At 73.5% G+C, this 22,513-nt stretch carries 1 protein-coding gene; it reads right to left on the bottom strand.

Features of this window, described 5'->3' with window-relative positions:
• Window positions 1-76: 76 nt before the first annotated feature.
• Complete coding sequence (locus tag ABZ789_RS17630) at window positions 77-22,081, bottom strand: non-ribosomal peptide synthase/polyketide synthase (protein ID WP_358426147.1); 22,005 nt, start codon at window positions 22,079-22,081, stop codon at window positions 77-79.
• Window positions 22,082-22,513: the final 432 nt, after the last annotated feature.

Below are 22,513 nucleotides of genomic sequence, written 5' to 3'. Positions count from 1 at the left end.
GTGAACGGCCACTCACTGCATAAATCCAACTCATAATCTGCATCCACTGCTATGCATGGGATGCATAGCAGTGGGGTCAGGGGCGGTGGTGCCCGTTGCGTCCGGCCGCCTGCACCTCGGGATGCGTCCAGCGGCGCACCGCCGCGTCGCTCTCGCTCAGCCGTGCCGCGAGCACCGCGACGATCGTCTCGACCGCCGGGTCGGTGACCATCTCGTGGTGGTCGCAGTCGAGCCGGTACTGGTGGATCTCCCCCGCGATCACGTTGTGCCAGGCCGCCACCGCCGGGGTCGGGGCCTCCGAGCGGGCGGCGGTGAAGAACAACGCGTCCCCGTCGAAGATGTCCGGTTCGTGCCGCCGCACGGCGCGGGTGGTGTCGGTGGAACCGGCGGCGAGCCGTTCGAGGTGCCCGGCGGTCAGGCCGGTGCCGCCGCCGAACGCCTCGTCGAGCGCGGCGGCGGCGTCGGCGAAGCTCGGGGTGGTGCCGTCGACGGCGAGCCCGAGATCGCGCAGCATCTCGCGGGTGCCGATCGCCGGTGCGGCCCCGACGGTGAGGTGGCTGTCGAGCAGGGCGAGGGTGTCGACGAGTGCACCGGCGCGGCGCAGTTCGACGGCGACGGCTTGTGCGACGACACCGCCGAGGGACCAGCCGAGCAGGTGGTAGGGCCCGTGCGGTTGCACGCGGACGATCTCGCGCACGTAGTGGCGGGCCAACGCGGTGACGGTGTCGTGGCGGGCACCGCCGGACAGGGTGGGCAGTTGCAGCCCGTAGACGGGCCGGTCGTCGTCGAGGCGGTGCGCGAGCGTGCTGTAGGGCCAGGCCAACCCGGCTGCGGGGTGGATGCAGAACAGGGCGGGGCCGGTGCCGGGGCGCAGCGGTAGGAGCACCCGGAAGGCGTCGTCGACGTCGGCGGCACCGGGGTCGGCGCTGCCGAGCGCGGCGGCCAGTTCCGCCGGGGTGGGATGGGTGAAGATCGCGGCGATCGGCACCCGGCGGCCGAGGCGTTCCCCGAGCGCCGGCAGCAGCCGGGTGGCGAGCAGCGAGGTGCCGCCGAGGTCGAAGAAGTCGTCGTCGGTGCCGACGCGGTCGAGGCCGAGATGTTCGGCGAACGCGGCGGTGACGAGTTCTTCGAGCTCGGTGACCGGGGCGCGGTAGCTGCCGGCGGGGGCGGCGAAGTCCGGGGCCGGCAGTGCGTCGCGGTCGAGTTTGCCGGCCGGGGTGAGCGGCACGGTGTCGACAACGGTGATCACCGCCGGCACCATGTGCGGCGGAAGATGCTGCGCGACGAACGTTTTCACGTCCGCGGCGGTGGCGGCCGCGGCGGGGGCGAGACGGATGTAGGACACCGGCACCTGCTGCCCGGACGGGGCGGTGTGCCCGAGGGTGTGCGCGAAGACCACCTGGGGGTGGGCGGTGAGGGCGGCGTCGATCTCGCCGAGTTCGACCCGGAAGCCGCGGATCTTGATCTGGAAGTCGGTGCGGCCGACAAAGTCGAGCCGGTGGTCGGCGGTCCAGCGCACCAGATCGCCCGTGCGGTACATCCGCTCCCCCGCCCCGGTGGGGTCGGGCACGAACCGCGCGGCGGTCAGCGCGGGGCGGGCGTGATAGCCGCGGGCCAGACCCGGCCCGGCGACGTACAGTTCCCCGGCCACCCCGACCGGCACGGGCCGCAGCCGCGCATCGAGCACCAGGGCGGTGAAGCCGCGGCTGGGGGTGCCGATGGTGACGGGCTCCCCGACCTGCAGCGGCGCCCCCAGGGAGGTCATGATGGTCGCCTCGGTGGGGCCGTAGGCGTCGAAGACCCGGTGGGTGCCGGCCCACCGGGCCACCAGCTCGGGTGGGAGCGCTTCCCCGGCGACGAGCAGGGTGTGCAGGTCGGGGACGGTGGGCGGATCCAGGGAGGCCAGCGCCGTCGGGGTGATGAACGCGTGGGTGACCCGCTGCGCGCGCAGCACCGCGGCGAGGTCGTCGCCGCCGTAGACCTGCGGCGGCACGATCACCAGGGTCGCGGCGGCGCACAGCGCCATCATCTGCTCGAAGATCGACGCGTCGAAGCTCGGCGACGCCAGGTGCGACACGCGCGCGTCCGGGGTGACCTGCAACCGGTCGCGTTCCTCGCGGGCGAGGGAGGCCAGGCCGCGGTGGGTGACGGCCACACCTTTCGGGCGGCCGGTGGAGCCGGAGGTGTAGATCAGGTAGGCGGGATGGTCCGGGCGCAGCGGGGCCGGCCGGTCGGCGTCGCCGATCGCGGCCGCCGAGCCGGCGGTCGGATCGAGGTCGTCGAGGACGAGCCAGTCCACCTCGTCGGGCAGCGCGGGCCGGTGCGCGGCGACGGTGATGCCGATGCGGGCGGCGCTGTCGTCGAGCATGAACGCGATGCGCTCGGCGGGATAGGTGGGATCGACCGGTACGAACGCCGCGCCGCTGCGGACGGTGGCCCACACGGCGGTGATCGACTCCGGCGAGCGGGGAATCGCCAGGGCGACGACCTGCTCGGGTCCGGCGCCGCGGGCGAGCAGCAGCCGCGCCAGCCGGTTCGCGCGGGCGTCGAGTTCGCGATAGGACAGGGCCTGGGTTCCGTCGGTGACCGCGACGGTCTCGGGGGCGGTGGCCACGGCGGTGTCGAGCAGGTGCGGCCACACCAGCGCCGGTTCGGGGGCCGGTCCACGGGCGGGCACCAGCGCGGCGTGTTCGGTGTCGGTGAGCAGGTCGAGATCGCCGACCGGGCGGTGCGGGGTGTCGGTGATCGCGTGCAGGAGCCGGACGAACCGGTCGGCGAATGCGTGCACGGTGGCGGCGTCGAACAGGTCGGTGGCGTAGACGAAGGCCGCGTCGAGGCCGCCCTCGGGGTTCTGTCCGACGAGCAGTTCGAGGTCGAAGTTGCACACCGTCGGATCGAGGGAGACCCCGCGCACGCTCAGATGCGGCAGTTCCACCGCGGGCAGTTCGGCGGTGTGGAATTCGAGGGAGACCTGGAACAGCGGTGAGTGCGCGGTCGAGCGGGTCGGGGCGAGGGTCTCGACGACCCGGTCGAAGGGCAGGTCGGCGTGGTCGAAGGCGTCGAGGTCGCGGTCGGTGACCGCGTCGAGCAGGTCCGCGAAGCCGGTCTGCGCGGGCACCGGGGTGCGCAGCACGACGGTGTTGACGAACATGCCGACCAGGTCGTCGAGGGCGCGGTGGCCGCGGCCGGCGACCGGGGTGCCGACGGCGATGTCGTCGCTGCCGGACAGCCGGGCGAGCAGCACCGCGAAGGCGGCGTGCACGGTCATGAACACGGTGCTGTGGTGTTCGGCGGCGAGCCGCTGCAGCCGGGTGAGCAGGTCGGCGTCGACGGTGAAGCGGGTGATGTCGCCGCGGAAGGACTGCTGCGGCGGGCGGGGCCGGTCGGTGGGCAGGGTGAGCACCTCGGGTAGCCCGGTGAGGCGCTCGCGCCAGTAGGCGCTCTGGTCGGCGGCGAGGCTGCCGGGGGTGGCGGGGTCGCCGAGCCGGTCGAGTTGCCACAGGGTGTAGTCGGCGTACTGCACCGGCAGCGGGGGGAAGGCCGGGGGTTCGCCGCGGCTGCGGGCGGCGTAGGCGATCATCAGGTCGCGGGCGAGCGGGCCGGTGGAGCCGCCGTCGGCGGCGATGTGGTGCACGACGAGCACGGCGAGGTGGTCGTCGCGGTCGAAGGAGAACACCCTCGCCCGCACCGGGATGTCGACGGTGACGTCGAAGCCGCCGCCGAGGAAGTCGGCGATGGCGGTGTGCACGCTGTCCTCGTCGGCCGGCACCACATCGAGCGGGAGGGGGGCGTCGGCGGCGGCGAGGATGCGTTGGTGCGGTCCGGCCGCGGACGCCGGATAGACGGTGCGCAGGCTCTCGTGCCGGGCGAGCAGATCGTGCAGGGCGGCGCCGAGCGCGGCCGGGGACAGATGCCCGGACAGCCGGATGGCGAGGGGGATGTTGTAGGCGGCGGAGGTCGGGTCGAACTGGTTGATGAACCACAGGCGTTGCTGCGCCGGGGACAGCGGCACGTGCTGCGGGCGGGGTGCGGCGACCGGCCCGAGTTGTGGGCCGGTGTCCGCGCTGTCGCGGTCCCCGGCGGCGGGCCGGTCCGCGAGCCGGGCGGCGAGCGCGGCGACGGTGGGGGCGTCGAACAGGGTGCGCACCGGCACCGGGCGGCCGAGCCGATCGCCGAGGCGGGCCACCGCGCGGGTGGCGAGCAGCGAGTTGCCGCCGAGATCGAAGAAGTTGTCGTCGACGCCGAGTCGGTCGATGCCGAGCACCTCGCCGAGTTCGGCGGCGAGCAGGGCTTCGAGGGGGTCGGTGGGAGCCGGATGGTCCCGGTCGCCGCCGAGTTCGGGGGCCGGCAGGGCGGCGCGGTCGAGTTTGCCGACCGGGGTCAGCGGGATCTCGTCGAGCACACTCACCACGGTGGGCACCATGTGCGACGGAAGGTGTTCGGCGACATGCTGTTTCAGCTGAGCAGGGTCGATCTCGGTGCCGGGGGCGGGATGGAGGTGGGCGACGAGGACGGTCTCCCCGCTCGGGGCGGGATGCGCGACCGTCACCGCGAACCCGACGCTCGGGTGCGCGGCGAGCACCGCGTCGATCTCGCCGAGTTCGACGCGGAACCCGCGGATCTTGATCTGGAAGTCGGTGCGGCCGATGTACTCGATCCGCAGATCCCCGGCTTCGAGGTCACCGACCCAGCGCACCAGATCCCCGGTGCGGTACATCCGTTCCCCGGCGTGGCCGTAGGGGTCGGCGACGAACCGGGCGGCGGTGAGCCCGGGCCGGGCGTGATAGCCGCGGGCGAGGCCCCAGCCGGCGAGATACAGTTCCCCGGGCACCCCGAACGGCACCGGCCGCAGCGCCGGGTCCAGCACGACGGCGTGCACCCCGCGCAGCGGACCGCCCAGGGTCAGCGGGTCGTCGACGGTGAGCGGGTCGCTGATCGCGGCCATGATCGTGGCCTCGGTGGGGCCGTAGGCGTCGACGAGGCGCCGTCCGGGTGCCCACACGGTCTGCAGGTCCGCCGGCCAGGCCTCGCCGCCGACGGCGAGGTCGGTGAAGGCGGTCAGATCGGCCGGGTCGAGGGAGGCCAGCGCGGCGGGGGTGATGAACCCGTGGGTGACCTGCTGGTCACGGAGCACCCGGCCGAGTTCGGCGCCGCCGACGACGTGCGGGGGCACCACGACGAGGGTGGCGCCGGTACCGAAGGCGAGCAGATATTCGAAGATCGAGGCGTCGAAGCTCGGCGACGAGACGTGCATGACCTTCGCGCCCGGGCCGCCGCCGAACCGGGCGCGCTGGTCGCGGGCGAAATTGTCGAGGCTGCGGTGGGTGGTGAGCACCCCTTTCGGCCGGCCGGTGGAACCGGAGGTGTAGATCAGGTAGGCGGGGTGGTCGAGCCGCACCGCGGCGGGGTGATCGAGCCGCACCGCGGCCGGGTGGTCGGCGGCGCCGTCCGGGACGGTCGGGTCGAGGTCGTCGAGCAGCAGCCACGGCACCGTGTCGGGCAGCTGCGGGCGGTGCGCGCCGGTGGTCACCCCGAAGGCGGCACCACAGTCGTCGAGCATGAACGCCACCCGCTCGGCCGGATAGTGCGGATCCACCGGCACGAACGCCGCCCCGCTCTTGGTGATCGCCCACATCGCGGTCACCGACTCGATCGAGCGGGCGATGCCGAGCGCGACGAACGTTTCCGGGCCGGCGCCGTGGGCGCGCAGCACCCGCGCCAGCCGGGTGGACCGCTCGTCGAGGTCCCGGTAGGTGACGGTGCGCGATCCCTCACGCAGCGCCGGCTCGTCCGGGTACGCGGCGGCGGTCGCGGTGAGCAGGTGCGGCAGGGTCAGCTCACTGCCGCCGGCGGGTCCGTGCACCGGACGCAGCGCCGCCCGTTCGGCGGCGGTGAGCGTCGGCAGCGCGGTGACCGGGGTGGCCGGGTCGCCGGTCACGGCGTCGAGCACGGCGGTGATGCGCCCGGCGATGCCGGTGACGTCGTCGTGGCCGAAGACCTCCGGCAGGTACTTCAGCCGCAGGTGCACCGCGTCGTCGGTGTGCACGACCACCGACAGCGGATAGTGCGCGGCGTCGCGGCCGGTGATGTCGGCGACGCGCATCCCGCCGAGGTCGGTGTCGCTGTCGAGCCCGGCGCGTTCGACCGGATACGACTCGAAGACGGTCAGGGTGTCGAAGCGGACGGCGGCGCCGAGTTCCCGGTCGAGGGTGCCCAGGTCGAGATGGTGGTGGTCGAGCAGGGCGACCTGTTCGGCCTGGACGCGGTCGACGAGCGTGCCGACGGTGTCGCCGGGCCGGACGGTGATGCGCACCGGGACGGTGTTGATGAACAACCCGACCATCGCCTCGATCCCGGGGATCTGCGGGGGCCGGCCGGACACGGTCGCCCCGAACACCACGTCGGTGCGGCCGGTGAGCGCGCCGAGCACCACCCCCCAGGCGGTCTGCACCAGGGTGTTGACGGTGATGCCGCGGTCGGCGGCGGTGTCGTGCAGACGCACCGACAGAGCGGCGCCCAGCTCGACGTCGAGGTCCTCGGAGATGCCGGTGGTGGTGCCGGGCCGATGCTGCGGGGCGAGCAGGGTCGGTTCGTCGACACCGGCCAGGGCGTGCCGGTAGGCGTCGAGGGAGGCGTTGCGGTCGCGGTCGGCGAGCCAGGCCAGATAGCTGCCGTAGTGCGGTGCCGCCGGCAGCGCCCGCAGCTCGCCGTCGGTGGCGTAGAGCACGAGCAGCTCGCGGATCAGCACCGGGGTGGACCAGCCGTCGAGCAGCAGGTGATGATTCGTCAGCGCGAGCAGGTGCCGGCCCGGGCCGGTGTGCACCACCGTCGCGCGCAGCAGCGGCGCGGTCTCGGTGTCGAAGCGGGTGCGCCGGTCCAGGGCGAGCAGTTGCGCGGCCGCATCGTCCGGGTCGGGGTCGTCGCCGGTGTCGGCGACGGTGAACGGCACCTCCACATGGGTGGGGATCACCTGCACATGCCCGTCCCCGGTGGCGGGGAACGCTGCCCGCAGCGCCGGATGCCGGTCGAGCAGCAGCTGCAGCGCCCGCCGCATCCGGCCGGGGTCGACCTCGCCGCGCAGATCGAGCACCAGCTGCACGATGTACGCGTCGGGCCGGTCGCCGGCGAGCAGGGCGTGGAAGAGCAGGCCGGATTGCAGCGGCGCCGTCGGCCACACCGTGTCGAGCTGCCCGTAGCGCTGTTCGAGGCGTTCGATGAGGTCCTGGTCGAGGTGCACCAGCGGCAGGTCCGAGGGGGTCAGGCCACCGGCGTGCGGGCTGCGGGTGTGCCGGGTCAGGGCGGTCGCAGCAGTGCCGAAGTGGCCGGCCAGGGCGGTGATGTCGGCGTCGGTGAGCAGCCCGGCCGGATACGACCAGTGCACCCGCAGCACCGGCCCGGTGGGGGTGTCGGCGGTGACGGCGTTGATGTCGATCACCGCCGCGGCGGGCATGTCCGGGCTCTGCGCGCCGCCGCGGGGGAAGCTGTCGATGGGCAGCCAGGGGGTGTCGGTGTCGGTGATCCCGGCGGTGGGTCGGCCGAGATAGTTGAAGCTCAGCTGCGGGCCGGGCCGGTCGGCGAGATGGGTGGCGGTGTCGTGGTTGAGATAGCGCAGCAGCCCGTAGCCGGTGCCGTGGTCGGGGACGGCGGCGAGGTGTTCCTTGACGGTCTTGACGGCGCGGCCGGCGGCCGGGCCGGCGGTGAGCGCGTCGTCGAGGTCGATGCCGGTCAGGTCGAGCCGCAGCGGATGGATGGTGGTGAACCAGCCGACGGTGGCGGCGAGGTCGGCGCCGGCGGCGGCGGTGCTGTCGCGGCCGTGCCCCTCGAGGTTGAGCAGCAGGGAGCCGGGGTCCTGGCCGCGGTCGCGGCGCCAGGCCGCGACCGCCAGGGCGAGCGCGGTGAGCAGCCCGTGGTCGGGGTTGCCGTGGAAGGCGGCCGGTACCGCGGTCAGCAGCGCCTCGGTGACGGCGGTCGGCAGTTCGGTGGCGAGGGTGGTGACGGTGGCGTTGGTGTCGCGGGCCGGGTCGAAGGGGCGCCGGCCCAGCGGCGGGTCGGTGCCGTCGAGCACCGCGCGCCAGTAGTCGAGTTCGCGGAGCCGCTCGGGGTCGTGCGCGGCGTCGTGCAGCGCGTGCGCCCAGCGGCGCACGCTGGTGCCGGCCGGTGGGGGCAGTAGCGGCGCGGCCGGGGCGGGAGCGGCCAGCGCGGCGGCCCACGCGGCGGCCAGGTCGGGCACGAGGATGCGCCAGGACACGCCGTCCACGGCGAGATGGTGGATCACCACCAGCAGCCGGCCGGCGCCGCTGGTCGCGTCGAACCACACCAGTTGCACCACGGTGCCGGTGCCCGGATCGAGACGATCGGCGGCGGCGTCGAGTTCGGCGGCGGCCAGGGCGAAGAAGTCGTCGCTGTCGGCGGCGCTGGTCACCGGCACCCGGTGCACGACGGTGCCGACGTCGACGCTGCCGGGGGCCGGGACGTGCAGCAGATACCCGCCGGGGGTGTCCGGGGCCGGCACCAGCCGCACCCGCAGCATGTCGTGCCGGTCGAGGACCGCGGCGACGATCGCGTGCAGGGTCGCCGCGTCCAGGCCGGTGGGCAGACGCAGCAGCAGCGCCTGCGAGTAGCGGCCGATGCTGCCGCCGCGGTCGAGCATCCAGTGCGCGATCGGCGGCAGCGGCATGTCCCCGACTCCCCCGCCGGGCAGTTCCGTGAGCACCTCGGCGGGGGCGTGGGTACCGACGACCGCGGCCAGCGCGGCCGGGGTCTTGTGTTCGAAGACATCCCGCGGCGTCAGGTCCACACCGGCCGCCTTGGCGCGGGAAACCAGTTGGATGGACATGATCGAGTCGCCGCCGAGCGCGAAGAACGAATCGTCCACCCCCACCGTCGGCACACCCAGGACCTGGGCGAACAGGTCGACCAGGATGGTTTCGGGGCCGCGCGCCGGGGCGCGGGAGGCGGTGGTGCGGGCCGCGAAGTCCGGGGCGGGCAGCCCACGCCGGTCGAGTTTGCCGGTCGCGGTGACCGGCAACGCGTCGAGCACCACCAGCGTGGCGGGGAGCATGTAGGCGGCGAGGTCCCCGGACGCGCGGTCGAGGACGGCGTCGACATCGAGGTCGTGGCCGTCCTCGGGGACGACGTAGCCGACCAGCCGGTCGGAGCCGGTGGTGTCGTCGCGGTGCACCACGACCACTGCGCGCGCGACCCCCGGGGCGCGCAGCAGCGCCGCTTCGATCTCGCCGAGTTCGATGCGGTAGCCGCGCATCTGCACCTGGAAGTCGGCGCGGCCGAGATATTCGATGTCCCCGTCGCGGGTGCGGCGGGCCAGATCCCCGGTGCGGTAGAGCCGGTCGCCGGGCCGGCCGTGCGGGTCGGCGACGAACCGGGCGGCGGTCAGGTCGGGGCGGCGGTGATAGCCGCGCGACAGTTGTGCCCCGGCGACGTAGAGTTCGCCGATCACCCCGGTGGGCACCGGATGCAGCCGGGTGTCGAGGATGTGCAGCCGCAACGCCGGCAGCGGCGCCCCGATCAGGCTCGCCGACGCGTGGGCGGCCGGCTCCCGGGTCAGGGGGCGGGCGGTGACGTGCACGGTGGTCTCGGTGATGCCGTACATGTTCACCAGCGTCGGGGCGGTGTCGTCGTGGCGGCGGTACCAGCGGTCGAGCTGGGCGAAGTCGAGCGCTTCCCCACCGAAGATCACCCAGCGCAGGGCGGGCAGCTCGGTCCCGGCGGCCCGGTCGGCGTCGATGAGCTGGTAGAAGGCCGTGGGGGTCTGGTTGAGGACGGTGACCTGTTCGCGGCGCAGCAGGGCGAGGAAGTCGCCGGGGTTGCGGGCGGTGTGGTAGTCGACGACGACGAGCCGGCCGCCGTGGGCGAGCGCCCCCCACATCTCCCACACCGAGAAGTCGAAGGCGTAGGAGTGGAACAGTGTCCACACGTCGTGGGCGTCGAAGCCGAACATCTCGCGGGTGTCGGCGAGCAGCGTCACGACGGTGCGGTGCGGCACCACCACCCCCTTGGGGCGGCCGGTGGACCCGGAGGTGTAGATGACGTAGGCGGTCGCCTCCGCCGACACCGGTGGCAGACCCGCCGGATCGGCGGGCAGTTCGGCGAGGCGGGTCTGCACGGCCGGGGCCTGCAGATCCACGATCGGCGGGGTGTGGGCGGGCAACGCGGCGGCGTGCTCGGCGGTGGTGAGCAGGCACACCGGGGCGGCGTCGTCGAACATGTAGGCCAGCCGGTCCGGGGGGAAGGCGACGTCGATGGGCAGATAACCGGCGCCGCTGTGCAGGACCGCGAGCAGCGCGACGATCAGGTCGGTGCTGCGGGGCAGGGCGACCGCGACGAGCCGGTCCGGGCCGGCGCCGTGCTCGACGAGCAGCCGGGCGAGCCGGTGCACCCGGTCGGTGAGTTCGGTGTAGCTCAGGGTGCCGTCGGTGGCCGTGACGGCCACCGCGGCCGGGTCGAGTGCGGCGCCGCGGGTGTAGAGGTCGAGCAGGGTGGCGGTGGCCGGCCGCGCCGGGGCCGGTGCGGTGGGGCGTTCGGCGGCGGTGAGCAGGTCGACGTCGCCGATGGGCCGGTGCGGGTCGGTGGTGACGGCGTCGAGCAGCCGCAGCAGGCGCTCGGTGAACCCCGCGACGGTGGCCTCGTCGAACAGGTCGGTGGCGTAGGTGAACGCCGCGTCCATGCCGCCGGGCCCGGCGCCGTCCGATGCCGGGGTGTCGAGCAGGGTCAGTTGCAGATCGAACTTGGCGACCGGCAGGTCCGCGTCGAGGGCCTGAACCTCGAGGTCGGGCAGCACCAGCCGGGCCGGGTCGGTGTTGCCGTATTCGAGCACCACCTGGAACAACGGGGACCGGTCGATCTCGCGGGCCGGGGCGAGGACGTCGACGAGGGTTTCGAAGGGCAGTTCGGTGTGGCCGAAGGCGGCGAGGTCGATCTCGCGGGTGCGGCGCAGATGGTCGGTGAACGACAGTCCTCCGTCGACGGGGGTGCGCAGCACCACGGTGTTGACGAACATGCCGACCAGATCGTCGAGGGCGCGGTGGCCGCGGCCGGCCACCGGGGAGCCGATGACGATGTCACCGGTGCCGGTCAGGCGGGCCAGCAGCGCCGCGAACACCGCGTGCACGGCCATGAACACGGTGGTGTCGTGGTCGGTGGCGAGCGCGGTGAGCCGCCGGTACACCGCGGCGGGCACGGTGAACCGGTGCAGGCCGCCGCGGAAGCTGCGCTGGGTGGGGCGGGGCCGGTCGGTGGGCAGCGGCAGCAGATCCGGGGCGTCGGCGAGGGTGTCGCGCCAGAAACGCAACTGGCCGGCGGCCAGGGAGTGCGGGTCGTCCGGGTCGCCGAGCAGGCGGCGTTGCCACAGGGCGTAGTCGGCGTACTGCACCGGCAGCGGCACCCACGCCGGTGCCTGCCCGCCGCTGCGGGCGGTGTAGGCGAGCATCAGGTCGCGGGCCAGGGGCGCCATGGAGGCGCCGTCCGCGGCGATGTGATGCACCACCACCGCCAGCAGGTGGGTGTGGTCGTCGAGGCGCCACAACCGGATCCGCAGCGGCACCGCGGCGGCGACATCGAAGCCGGCGCCGACGAAGTCGCCGAGCGCGGCGGGCAGGTCCGCGTCGGTGAGCGGCTGCGCGTCGAGGAGGGGGACGACCGTGTCGGTGGCGACGACCACCTGCCGCGGGCCGTGCTCGTCGCCGGGATACCAGGTGCGCAGGCTCTCGTGCCGGTCGAGCACGTCGCGGACCGCGGCGGTCAGCGCGGCGTTGTCGAGCCGGCCGGTCAGCCGGATGGCCAGGGGAATGTTGTAGGCGGCGGAGGTGGTGTCGAACTGGTTGACGAACCACATGCGTTGCTGCGCCGGGGACAGGGGTAGCCGCTCGGGGCGGTCGGTGGCCACCAGCGGCACCTGATCGTGGCCGCCGTGGTCGTCGAGGATCCGGGTGGCCAGCGCCCGCACGGTGGGGGCCTCGAACAGGGCGCGGACCCCGGCGTCGGTGCCGAGGGCGGTGTTCAGGCGGGCGACGACGCGGGTGGCGATCAGCGAGTTGCCGCCGAGTTCGAAGAAGTTGTCGTCGACGGAGACCTGTGGGTGGCCGAGGGTGTCGGCGACGACGCCGGCGATGGTGGCTTCGAGATCGGTGCTCGGGGCCCGGTAGTCGCCGGCGGGGCGGGTCAGGTCGGGCACCGGCAGGGCGCGGCGGTCGAGTTTGCCGACCGGGGTCAGCGGCAGTTCGTCGAGCACCACCACGGTGGCGGGCACCATGTGGGCGGGCAGGCGGGCGGCGGCCCAGGCGCGCAACGCCCGCGGATCGGCGGTGCCGGACCCCCCGGTGCTGTCGGGCAGCACGTAGGACACCAGGACGGTGTCGCCGCTCGGGGCGGTGTGCCCGATGGTGTGCGCGAAGGCGACCGTGTCGTGTGCGGTGAGGGCGGCGTCGATCTCACCGAGTTCGATGCGGAAGCCTCGTACCTTGACCTGGAAGTCGGAGCGGCCGAGATACTCGATGGTGCCGTCGTGCCGCCAGCGCACCACGTCCCCGGTGCGGTACATGCGTTCGCCGGCGTGGCCGTAGGGGTCGGCGACGAACCGGGCGGCGGTCAGGTCGGGGCGGCGGTGATAGCCGCGGGCCACCCCGGCCCCGGCGATGTACAGCTCCCCGGCCACCCCGACCGGCACCGGCCGCAGCCGGTCGTCGAGGACCACCTGGTGGAAGCCGATGGCGGGGGCGCCGACGGTGACGGTGTAGCCGGCGTGCAGGGGTGCGCTGACGCTGGTTTCGATGGTGGCCTCGGAGGGGCCGTACCCGTTGAACATGCGCCGGCCCGGGGCCCAGCGGGCCACCAGTTCCGGGGGGCAGGCCTCCCCGGCGACGACGAGCACCTCGAGGTCGTCGAGGCCGGTCGGGTCGAGGGACGCCAGGGCGGTGGGGGTGATGAAGGCGTGGGTGACCTTCTCGGTGCGCAGCAGCCGGGCGAGTTCGTCGCCGCCGTAGACGTCCGGCGGCACGATCACCAGGGTGGCGCCGGCGCAGAACGCCTTGGTGAACTCGAAGATCGACGCGTCGAAGCTCGGCGACGCCAGGTGCGAGACACGGGCGTGGTGGGTGATGGTGAAGTGGCTGCGCACCTCGGCGTTGAGATTGGTCATGCCGCGGTGGGTGACGACCACCCCTTTGGGGCGGCCGGTGGAGCCGGAGGTGTAGATCAGATAGGCCGGATGGTCGAAGTGCAGGGCGGTGGTGCGGTCGGCGTCGGTGATCGGGGCGGCGTCGGTGGCGGTGATCCGCTCGGCGATCTCGGGGTCGTCGAGCACCAGCCACGGCAGCTGCGCGGGCAGTGCGGGTCGGTGCGCGGCGGTGGTGATCCCGACGGCGGCGGCGCTGTCGGTGAGCATGTAGCTCACCCGTTCGGGTGGATAGGCCGGGTCGACGGGCACGAACGCCGCCCCGGTCTTGGTCACCGCCCACACCACCGCCACCGATTCGGGTGAGCGGGTCAGGGCCAGGGCGACAACGGTTTCCGGTCCGATCCGGGCGTCGATGAGCAGCCGCGCCAGCCGGGTGGACCAGCTGTCGAGTTCGGCGTAGGTGATCTGCCGGTCGGCGAAGCTCAACGCGACCGCGTCGGGCAGGATCGCCGCGACGGAGGTCAGCAGTTCCGGCCACAGCTGCGGCGAGACCGGCGGCAGGCCGCGCGCCGGGGTCAGATCGGCCAGTTCCCGCTCGGTGACGATGTCGATGCCGCCGACCGGGGCGTGCGGGGCCGCGGTGACGGCGTCGACGATGCGGACGAAACGGTCGGCGAAGGAGGTGATGGTGGCGGCGTCGAACAGGTCAGTGGCATAGGTGAAGGCGGCGCGGATGCCGGCGGGGCCATCGGCGTCGGTGATTTCGGCGATGGACAGTTGCAGGTCGAACAGCGCCAGCGCCGGGTCCAGGTCGAGGGCGGTGACGGTCAGATCGGGCAGCGCGATCTCGGGCCGTTCGGTGTCCTGGAATTCGAGCAGGACCTGGAACAGCGGGGTGTAGGCGGTCGAGCGCGGCGGGTCGAGGACCTCGACGAGCCGTTCGAAGGGCACATCGGTGTGCCCGAAGGCGGTCAGGTCGTCGCTGCGGAGCCGGGCGAGCAGCGCGGTGAACGGCTCGTCGTCGTCGATGCGGGCGCGCAGCACCACGGTGTTGACGAACATGCCCACCAGGTCGTCGAGGACCCGGTGGCCGCGGCCGGCGACGGGGGTGCCGACGACGATGTCGTCGCTGCCGGACAGCCGGGCGAGCAGCACCGTCAGCGCGGCGTGCACCAGCATGAACACCGACGCGTCGTGGGTGCGGGCGAGGTCGAGCAGCCGCCGGTGCGCGGCGGCGTCGAGGGTGAACGGGATGCGGGCGCCGCGCCGCGACGGCTGCACCGGGCGCGGCCGGTCGAGGGGCAGTTCGAGCAGGTCGGGGGCGCCGTCGAGGGTCTGCCGCCAGAACCGCAGCTGGGCGGCGGCCAGCGAGTCGGGATCGGTGTCGTCGCCGAGCACCCGATGCTGCCAGAGGGTGTAGTCGACATACTGCACCGGCAGCGGCGCCCACTGCGGGGGCCGGCCGCCGTGGTGGGCGCTGTAGGCGGCGATCACGTCGCGGGCCAGCGGACCCATGGAGAAGCCGTCGGCGGCGATGTGGTGCACGACCACCGCGAGCACGTGCTCGCGGTCGGACAGGGTGAGCACCCGGATCCGGAGGGGGATCTCGGTGGCCACATCGAAACCGGTGCCCAGGATCGGGGCCAGGGCGGTGTCGAGGTCGGTGCCGTCGTCGACGGTGAGCACCGCCAGGTCGGGGACGGCGGCCGCGGCGGGCAGCACGACCTGCACGGGACCGTCGTCGGTGAGCGGATAGCGGGTGCGCAGCGATTCGTGCCGGCCGAGCACGTCGCCGATCGCGTGCTGCAACGCGACCTGGTCGAGATCGCCGGACAGCCGCAACGCGACGGCGATGTTGTAGGCCGGGGAGGTGGTGTCGAACTGGTTGATGAACCACATGCGCTGCTGCGCCGGGGACAGCGGGATCGGGTCCGGGCGTGGTCCGGCCACGGGGGCGCCGCGGTCGGCGCCGACCCGGCCCGGCCGGTCGAGATGGGCAGCGAGATCGGCGACGACCGGATGGTCGAAGACGTCCCGGATACCGACCTCGCCGCCGGTGGCGGCGGCGAGCCGCGCGGCCACCCGCATCGCGAGCAACGAGGTGCCCCCGAGATCGAGGAAGTGGTCGTCGGCGCCGACGCGGTCGACGGCGAGCAGGTCGGCGAAGACGGTGGCGACGAGTTGTTCGGTGGGGGTGCGCGGGTTCCGGTAGCCGGTGGGCGCCGGGGCCGGTGGGGCCGGCAGCGCGGCCCGGTCGAGTTTGCCGTTCGGGCCGATGGGCAGCGCGTCGAGCACCACCAGGGCGGCGGGCACCATGTAGTCGGGCAGCTGGGTGGCGAGCTCGGCGACGACCACGGCGGTGTCGATGCTCGCGCCCGGGCGGGGCACGAGATAGCCGGTGAGCCGGTCGTCGGCGCCGTGCTGGACGAGCACCACCGCCTGCCCGATCTCGTCGCGGCTGCGCAGCAGATGTTCGATCTCGCCGAGCTCGATGCGCAGCCCGCGGATCTTGACCTGGAAGTCGGTGCGCCCCATGTACATCAGGGCGCCGTCGGCGCGGCGGGCGGCCAGATCCCCGGTGCGGTACATCCGCTCCCCCGGCGCCCCGAACGGATCGGCGACGAACCGGTCGGCGGTCAGGCCCGGCCGGTGGAGATAGCCGCGGGCGAGCTGGACGCCGGCCAGATACAGTTCGCCGGCCGCACCGGCGGGTACCGGATGCAGCCGCGCGTCGAGCACATAGGTGCGGGTGTGCCACACCGGATACCCGATGGGTACCGCCCCGGCGTCGGCGTCGCCGGTGGTCCAGGCGGTCACGTCGACCGCGGCCTCGGTGGGCCCGTACAGATTGTGCAGGGCGGTGCGCGGCAGCGCGGCGCGCAGCGCCGCGGCGGTCTCGGCGGGCAGGGCTTCCCCGGAGGCGAACACGTGGCGCAGCGACCGGCCGCGGTGCGGGTGTTCACTCAGCGCGTCGACGAACACCGCGAGCATCGACGGCACGAAGTGCGCGACGGTGATCTGCTGCTCGTCGAACAGGCGCAGCAGATAGCCGGGATCGCGGTGCCCGCCGGGGGCGGCGACGACCAGCTGTGCGCCGACCTGCAGCGGCCAGAAGAACTCCCAGACCGACACGTCGAAGGTGGCGGGGGTCTTCTGCACCACCCGGTCGGTGTTCGACAGCGGATAGGTGTGCTGCATCCACCGCAGCCGGTTGACGATCGCCGCGTGCGGCACCGCCACCCCCTTGGGGCGGCCGGTGGACCCGGAGGTGAAGATCACGTAGGCGAGATGCGCCCCGGTCGGGTCGGGGCGGTCGGCGGCGGTGATCGGCGCCGGGGATTCGTCGGTGAGGTCGAGTTCGTCGAGCAGCAGTGTCGGGGCCGCGGTGGTGGGCAGTGCGGCGGCCGCGTCGGTGGTGGTGAGCACCGCGACCGGGCTGGCGGTGTCGAGGACGTACCGCAACCGTTCGGGGGGATGCTCGGGGTCGAGCGGCAGATAGGCCGCGCCGGTCTTGACGATGGCGTACATGCCGACGAGCAGTTCCACCGAGCGCGGCGCGGCCAGGGCGACGACCCGATCGGGGCCGGCACCGGCGCGCAGCAGGCGCCGCGCGAGCCGGTTGGTGACCGCGTCGAAGTCGGCGTAGTCGAGGGTGTGGCCGGCGAAGCCGACCGCCGGGGCGTGCGGGGTCGCGGCGACCTGCGCGGCGAACAGCGCACCCAGGGTGGTGGCGGGGCCGGGTTCGGTGGTGGTGGCGGTCGCGGTGTCGAGGACGGTGCGGCGTTCGGCGGCGGTGAGCAGGTCGATGTCGCCGACCGGTGTCGCGGGTTCGGCGGTGACGGTGGTGAGCAGCCGCACGAGCCGCTCGGCGAAGGCGGCGGCGGTGGGGTGTTCGAACAGGTCGGTGGCGTAGGAGAGGGTGCCGTGCAGCGCCGCGGTGCGGCCGGTCTCGTCGGCGACCGCGGTGACCTGCAGGTGCAGATCGAATTTGGTGGTGTGCGTGTCGATTTCGTCGATATCGACGTCGAGTCCGGGCAGTGCGAGGTGGGCGCCGGTGGTGTCGGCGAAGGCGAGCATCACCTGGAACAGCGGCGAGTAGGCCGCCGACCGGCCGGGGAGCACCGCGTCGACGAGCCGGTCGTAGGGCAGGTCGGCGTGCGCGAAGGCCGCCAGGTCGGTGTCGCGCACCGCGGTGAGGAACTCGGCGAAGGTCGCGTCGGCGGGCACCGCGGTGCGCAGGGCGACGGTGTTGACGAACATGCCGACCAGGTCGTCGAGGTGGCGGTGGCCGCGCCCGGCGACGGGGGTGCCGACGACGATGTCGTCGCTGCCGGACAGCCGGGCGAGCAGCACCGCGAGCGCGGCGTGCACGACCATGAACTCGGTGGCGGTGTGCGCGTGGGCGAGCTCCCGGATCCGCCGGTACAGGGTGGCGTCGAGGTCGAAGTCCAGGGAGGCGCCGCGGAAGGATTGCTGCGCCGGGCGGGGCCGGTCGGTGGGCAGGGTCGGCAGCTCGGGAGTTCCGGCGAGGGCCTTGCGCCAGTAGTCGAGTTGCCGTGCGGCGCGGGAGGTCGGGTCGTCGAGGTCGCCGAGCAGCGCCGCGAACCACAGGGTGTAATCGGCGTACTGCAGCGGCAGCGGCGCCCAGTCGGGGACGCTGCCGGCGGCGCGGGCGGCGTAGGCGGTGACCAGATCCCGGGCCAGCGGCGCCAGCGACGCCCCGTCGGCGGCGATGTGGTGCACCACCACGACCAGCACGTGCTCGTCGTCGGCGACGCGGAACAGGCGCATGCGCAGCGGGGGGTCGACGGTGACGTCGAAGCCGGTCGCGGCGACCGCGGCGATGTCGGCCCGAAGATCGGTGGGGCCGGTCGCGGTCAGGTCCGGGGTCAGCGCCGCGACGGGCAGGATCTGCTGGACGGGGCCGGCGGCGGTGGCCGGGTAGACGGTGCGCAGCGCCTCGTGCCGGCCGAGCACATCGGTCATCGCTGCGGCCAGCGCCGCGGTGTCGAGCCGGCCGTGCAACCGCAACGCGACCGGCAGGTTGTAGGAGGCGGAGGTCGGGTCGAGCTGGTCGACGAACCACAGGCGTTGCTGGGCGGCGGAGACGGGCACGGGCTCCGGGCGCGGGTGCACCGGCGCCGGAGCGGGCCGGTCGGTGTCGTTCCCGGCGGGCAGGTTCGCCGCCAGGGTCCGTACGGTGGCGGTCTCGAACAGCGCTCGCACGCCCAGATCGGTGCCGAAGGTGTCGTTGATGTGGGACACCACGCGGGTGGCGACCAGCGAGTTGCCGCCGAGGTCGAAGAAGCTGTCGTCCACGCCGACCTCGGCGACCCCGAGATGATCGGCGAAGATCGCCGCGAGGGCGGCCTCGGTCGCCGACGCGGTGCCCCCGGCGGTGCCGGCGAAGACCGGTTCGGGTAGCGCCGCCCGGTCGAGTTTGCCGACGGCGGTCAGCGGGATCTCGTCGAGGACGACGACCGCGGCGGGCACCATGTGGGCGGGCAGCCGCTGCCCGAGCGCGGCGAGTACCGCCTCGGGGTCGAGCTCGTGGCCGGTCTCGGGCAGCAGATAGGACACCAGCATCGGCTCGCCGGAGGGGGCGGTGCGGCCCAGGGTGACGGCGAAGGCGATGCCGTCCTGCTCGCTCAGCGCCGCGTCGATCTCGCCGAGTTCGATGCGGAAGCCGCGGATCTTGACCTGGAAGTCCGAGCGGCCCAGATATTCCACCGTCGGGGGCCGGCCCGCACCGCCGGTGGGATCGGTGCGGGGACTCCAGCGGGTGACGTCGCCGGTGCGGTACATGCGGGTGCCGGGCGCGCCGTAGGGGTCGGCGACGAACCGGGTGGCGGTCAGGCCGGGCCGGGCGAAATAGCCGCGGGTGACCCCGGGCCCGGCGATGTACAGTTCGCCGGTCACCCCACCCGGCACCGGATGCAGCCGATTGTCGAGGATCAGTTCGTCGATGCCGCACACCGGGCGGCCGATGGTGATCGCTTCACCCGCGACGAGTGCGTCGGTGATGTTGCACACGATGGTGGTTTCGGTGGGGCCGTAGGCGTTGTACATGCGCCGGCCCGGCGCCCACCGCGCCACCAGTTCCGGGGGGCAGGCCTCCCCCGCCACCGTCACCACCTCGCAGCCGAGACCGGTCGGGTCGGCCGAGGCCAGCGCGGCCGGGGTGGAGAACAGGTGGGTGACCTGCTCGTCGCGCAGCACCGCGGTCAGTTCGGTGCCGCCGTAGATATGGGCGGGCACCACCACCAGGGTCGCGCCGATCCCGAAGGCGGTCATGTACTCGAAGATCGACGCGTCGAAACTCGGGGAGGAGAAATGCGACACCCGCGCGGTCCGCGATGGGGTGAGCCGGGTGTGCAGGGTCGACGACAGGTTCGCCAGGCCACGGTGCGGCACCACCACCCCCTTGGGGCGGCCGGTGGAGCCGGAGGTGTAGATCAGATAGGCCGGATGGTCGACCTGCAGCGGGGTGCGCCGATCGGCGTCGGTGACCGGGGCCGCGCTCGCCGCCGCGATCCGCTCGTCGAGGGCGGGATCGCCGAGCACCAGCCAGGGCACCGTGTCGGGCAGGGCGTCGCGGTGGGCGGGGGTGGCCACCCCCAGCACGGTGCCCGAATCGGCCAGCATGTATTCGAGGCGTTCGGTCGGATAGTTCGGGTCCACCGGCACGAAAGCGGCCCCGGATTTGGCGACCGCCCAGATGGTGGCGACCGATTCCACGGAGCGGGCGATCCCCACGGCGACGAACCGTTCGGGCCCGGCGCCGGCGTCGACGAGGACGCGGGCGAGCCGATTGGACCAGTCGTCGAGTTGCCGGTAGGTGAGCCGCTGCGGCCCGCACACCACCGCGTCGGTGTCCGGCACGATCGCGGCGACCGCGCCGAGGATCTCCGGCAGGGTCTGCGCCGAGCGCGCCGGTTCGCCGTGCGCCGGCAGCAGCCCGGCCAGCTCCCGCTCGTCGACGAGCGGGAGGTCCCCGACCGGCAGTGTCGGCTCGCGGACCACGGCGGTCAGGGCGCGGCGCAGGCGGGCCGCGAGGTCGGCCGCGGTGGCGGTGTCGGTGTGGATCCGCAGGTCGGCGCCGGTGGTGTCGATGCTCAGGTGTGCGGCGGTGACGGGCTCGGCGCCGGCCGGCTCGTCGAGGTGCACCACCACCGGCAGGGCTTCGACGGCCTCGGCGAGCATCGCCGGGTCGACGTCGAGGTGGTCGGTGAGACGCTCGTGCAGCCGCCGGAGCCGGGCGACCAGCGCGGTGAACGGCTCGGCCGGGGTGATGCTCACCCGCAGCGGCAGCACGCGGCCGCGGTGGCCGACGCCGAGGAGGGTGTCGGTCCGGTCGGTCAGGCGGGCGGTGAGTACGGCGACGGCGGCGTGCAGCACCGCCCGCAGCGTGCCCGGCGGGTCGCCGCGGTCGCCGCGGTCGCCGCGGTCGGCGACGGCGGCGAGCAGCGCGGCCGCCGCCGGCAACGTCGCGTCGAGATCGGCGGCGGGGGCGGCGGGTGGGGGCAGTTCGATCCGGTCGGGGACGTCGGTGAGCAGCTCGCGCCACCAGGCGGTGGCGGCGGCGGCCCGGCGGCGCTGGGCGGCCAGGGCCAGGCTGGCCGGATGCACGGCGGTGAGCGGTCGGTCGGGCGGGCTGTGGGCGAAGTCGCCGAGCAGGTCCACGAACCGGTCGTGATGGGTGCGCAGTTCGTCGTCGTCGTAGCGGTTCGGGTTGCCGCGGAAGTCGAGGAAGGTCCGGGCGGGGTTGCCGCTCTGATAGATGTTGACCAGCAGGTCCTCCACCGGCCCGGAGGTCATGATGTGGAACTCGCCGGTGATGTCGCCGAGTTGGATCTCCTGCCGGAACAGCATCACGTTGACCATCGGCCCGGCATAACGGTGCGGGTCGCCGGCCGCGCCGGTCTCGCGGCGGATGTCCTCGAGGCTGAACCGCTGGTGCCGCAACGCCCCGGTGAGTTCGAGTTGCACCCGCCGCGTCAGCGCGGCCCGGGTGTCGGTGGGGTCGACGTGCACACGCAGCGGCGCGGTGTTGACGAGCATGCCGCCGGAGCGGCGGGCCACCGCGGTGGTGCGCGCGAAGACCGGCAGGTTGACGACCACGTCGTCCCGGCCGGTCATGCGGGCCAGATAGCACGCGACCGCGGCGAGCACCGCGGCCGTCGACGACAGGCCCGGTTCGTCGTCCATCGCGGTCAGGGCGTCGACGAGCGCCGGGGGCAGGGTGCGGCTCGACAGCCGGGACACCGCACCGGTGGGGGCGGTGCGCTCGGCGAGGGTGGAACCGTCCTCGAGGCCGGCGACCCGTTCGATCCAGTAGTCGCGGTCGGTGCGGTAACGCTCGGAGGTGCGGTACTCGAGGTCCCAGTCGTAGAGGGCGCGCAGGTCGGCGGCACGGGACGGTTCGGGTTCGCGGCCCTGCACCGCCGCGGTGTACAGGGCGGCGATGCGGTTGACCATCGTCATGGCCGCGAAACCGTCGAGGGCGACGTGGTGGATGCGGCTGTACCAGAGGAACCGGTCGTCGGCGACCTGCAGCAGGGTCATGTTCACCAGCGGGTCGCTGGCCAGATCCACCGCGGTGGCGTAGTCGGCGGTCATCCACGCGTGCGCGTCGGCCATCGGGTCCGGATGGTCGCGGAAGTCGAGCAGCGGGATCGCGTGGACCTGCGCGAGGGTCGGGTCGACATACTGGAAGGGTTCGTCGTCGACGTCGACGATCCGCAGATAGGCGGACCCGAATTCGTTGGCGGCGCGATATCCGCAGCGGCGCAGCAGATCCAGGTCCGGTGCGCCGCGCAGGTCGACATACTGCGCGATGCACACCGGTACCTCGGGTGCGAGTTGTTGGGCGAACCAGATGGCCCGTTGCGCGGACGACAACGGAAAAGCTCCGGTCGGCAACTGCGGACGACGCTGTCGCAGCGACATGACCCCTCCGAAAGCGATGTTGGCCGTGATCGGCACGTCCCCCGACATCGCGTGCAGGGGCCGACCCGACACCGCCGGCTGTGCGGTGAGGCGATCGGACCCCCGTTCGATCGTGCGTGTCCCGTGTGAGCGGGACCTCACCAAGCTAGACCACCTCTGTCGGCGGCAGCAGCGGAATCCGGCCGAGCCCGCTCCCGGGCCCACTGCGGGGGCGCCGTCGGCGCCGCGGCGCCGGCGGCGAAGCGGACACGACCTCGGAAATCAGGCGTTGACCACGGTTTTCGTCGCGGTTCGATAACATTTCCCGACCCCTGGGGATGATTGTCCTGTTCGTGACGGGGGTGATCTGCGGGGCTACCGGCAATGCCGCGACCGCACTCGGCGGAAAACGCCTCCACAATCCGACAGGTCTTTTTATTCTCGAAGCGACCG

Origin of the sequence: Rhodococcus sp. NPDC047139, from assembly GCF_040643435.1 — a bacterium.
In the GTDB taxonomy this organism is placed as follows: Bacteria; Actinomycetota; Actinomycetes; order Mycobacteriales; family Mycobacteriaceae; genus Rhodococcus.
Note: the sequence above shows the minus strand (reverse complement) of the source record. Positions and strands in the feature narration are given on the sequence as shown.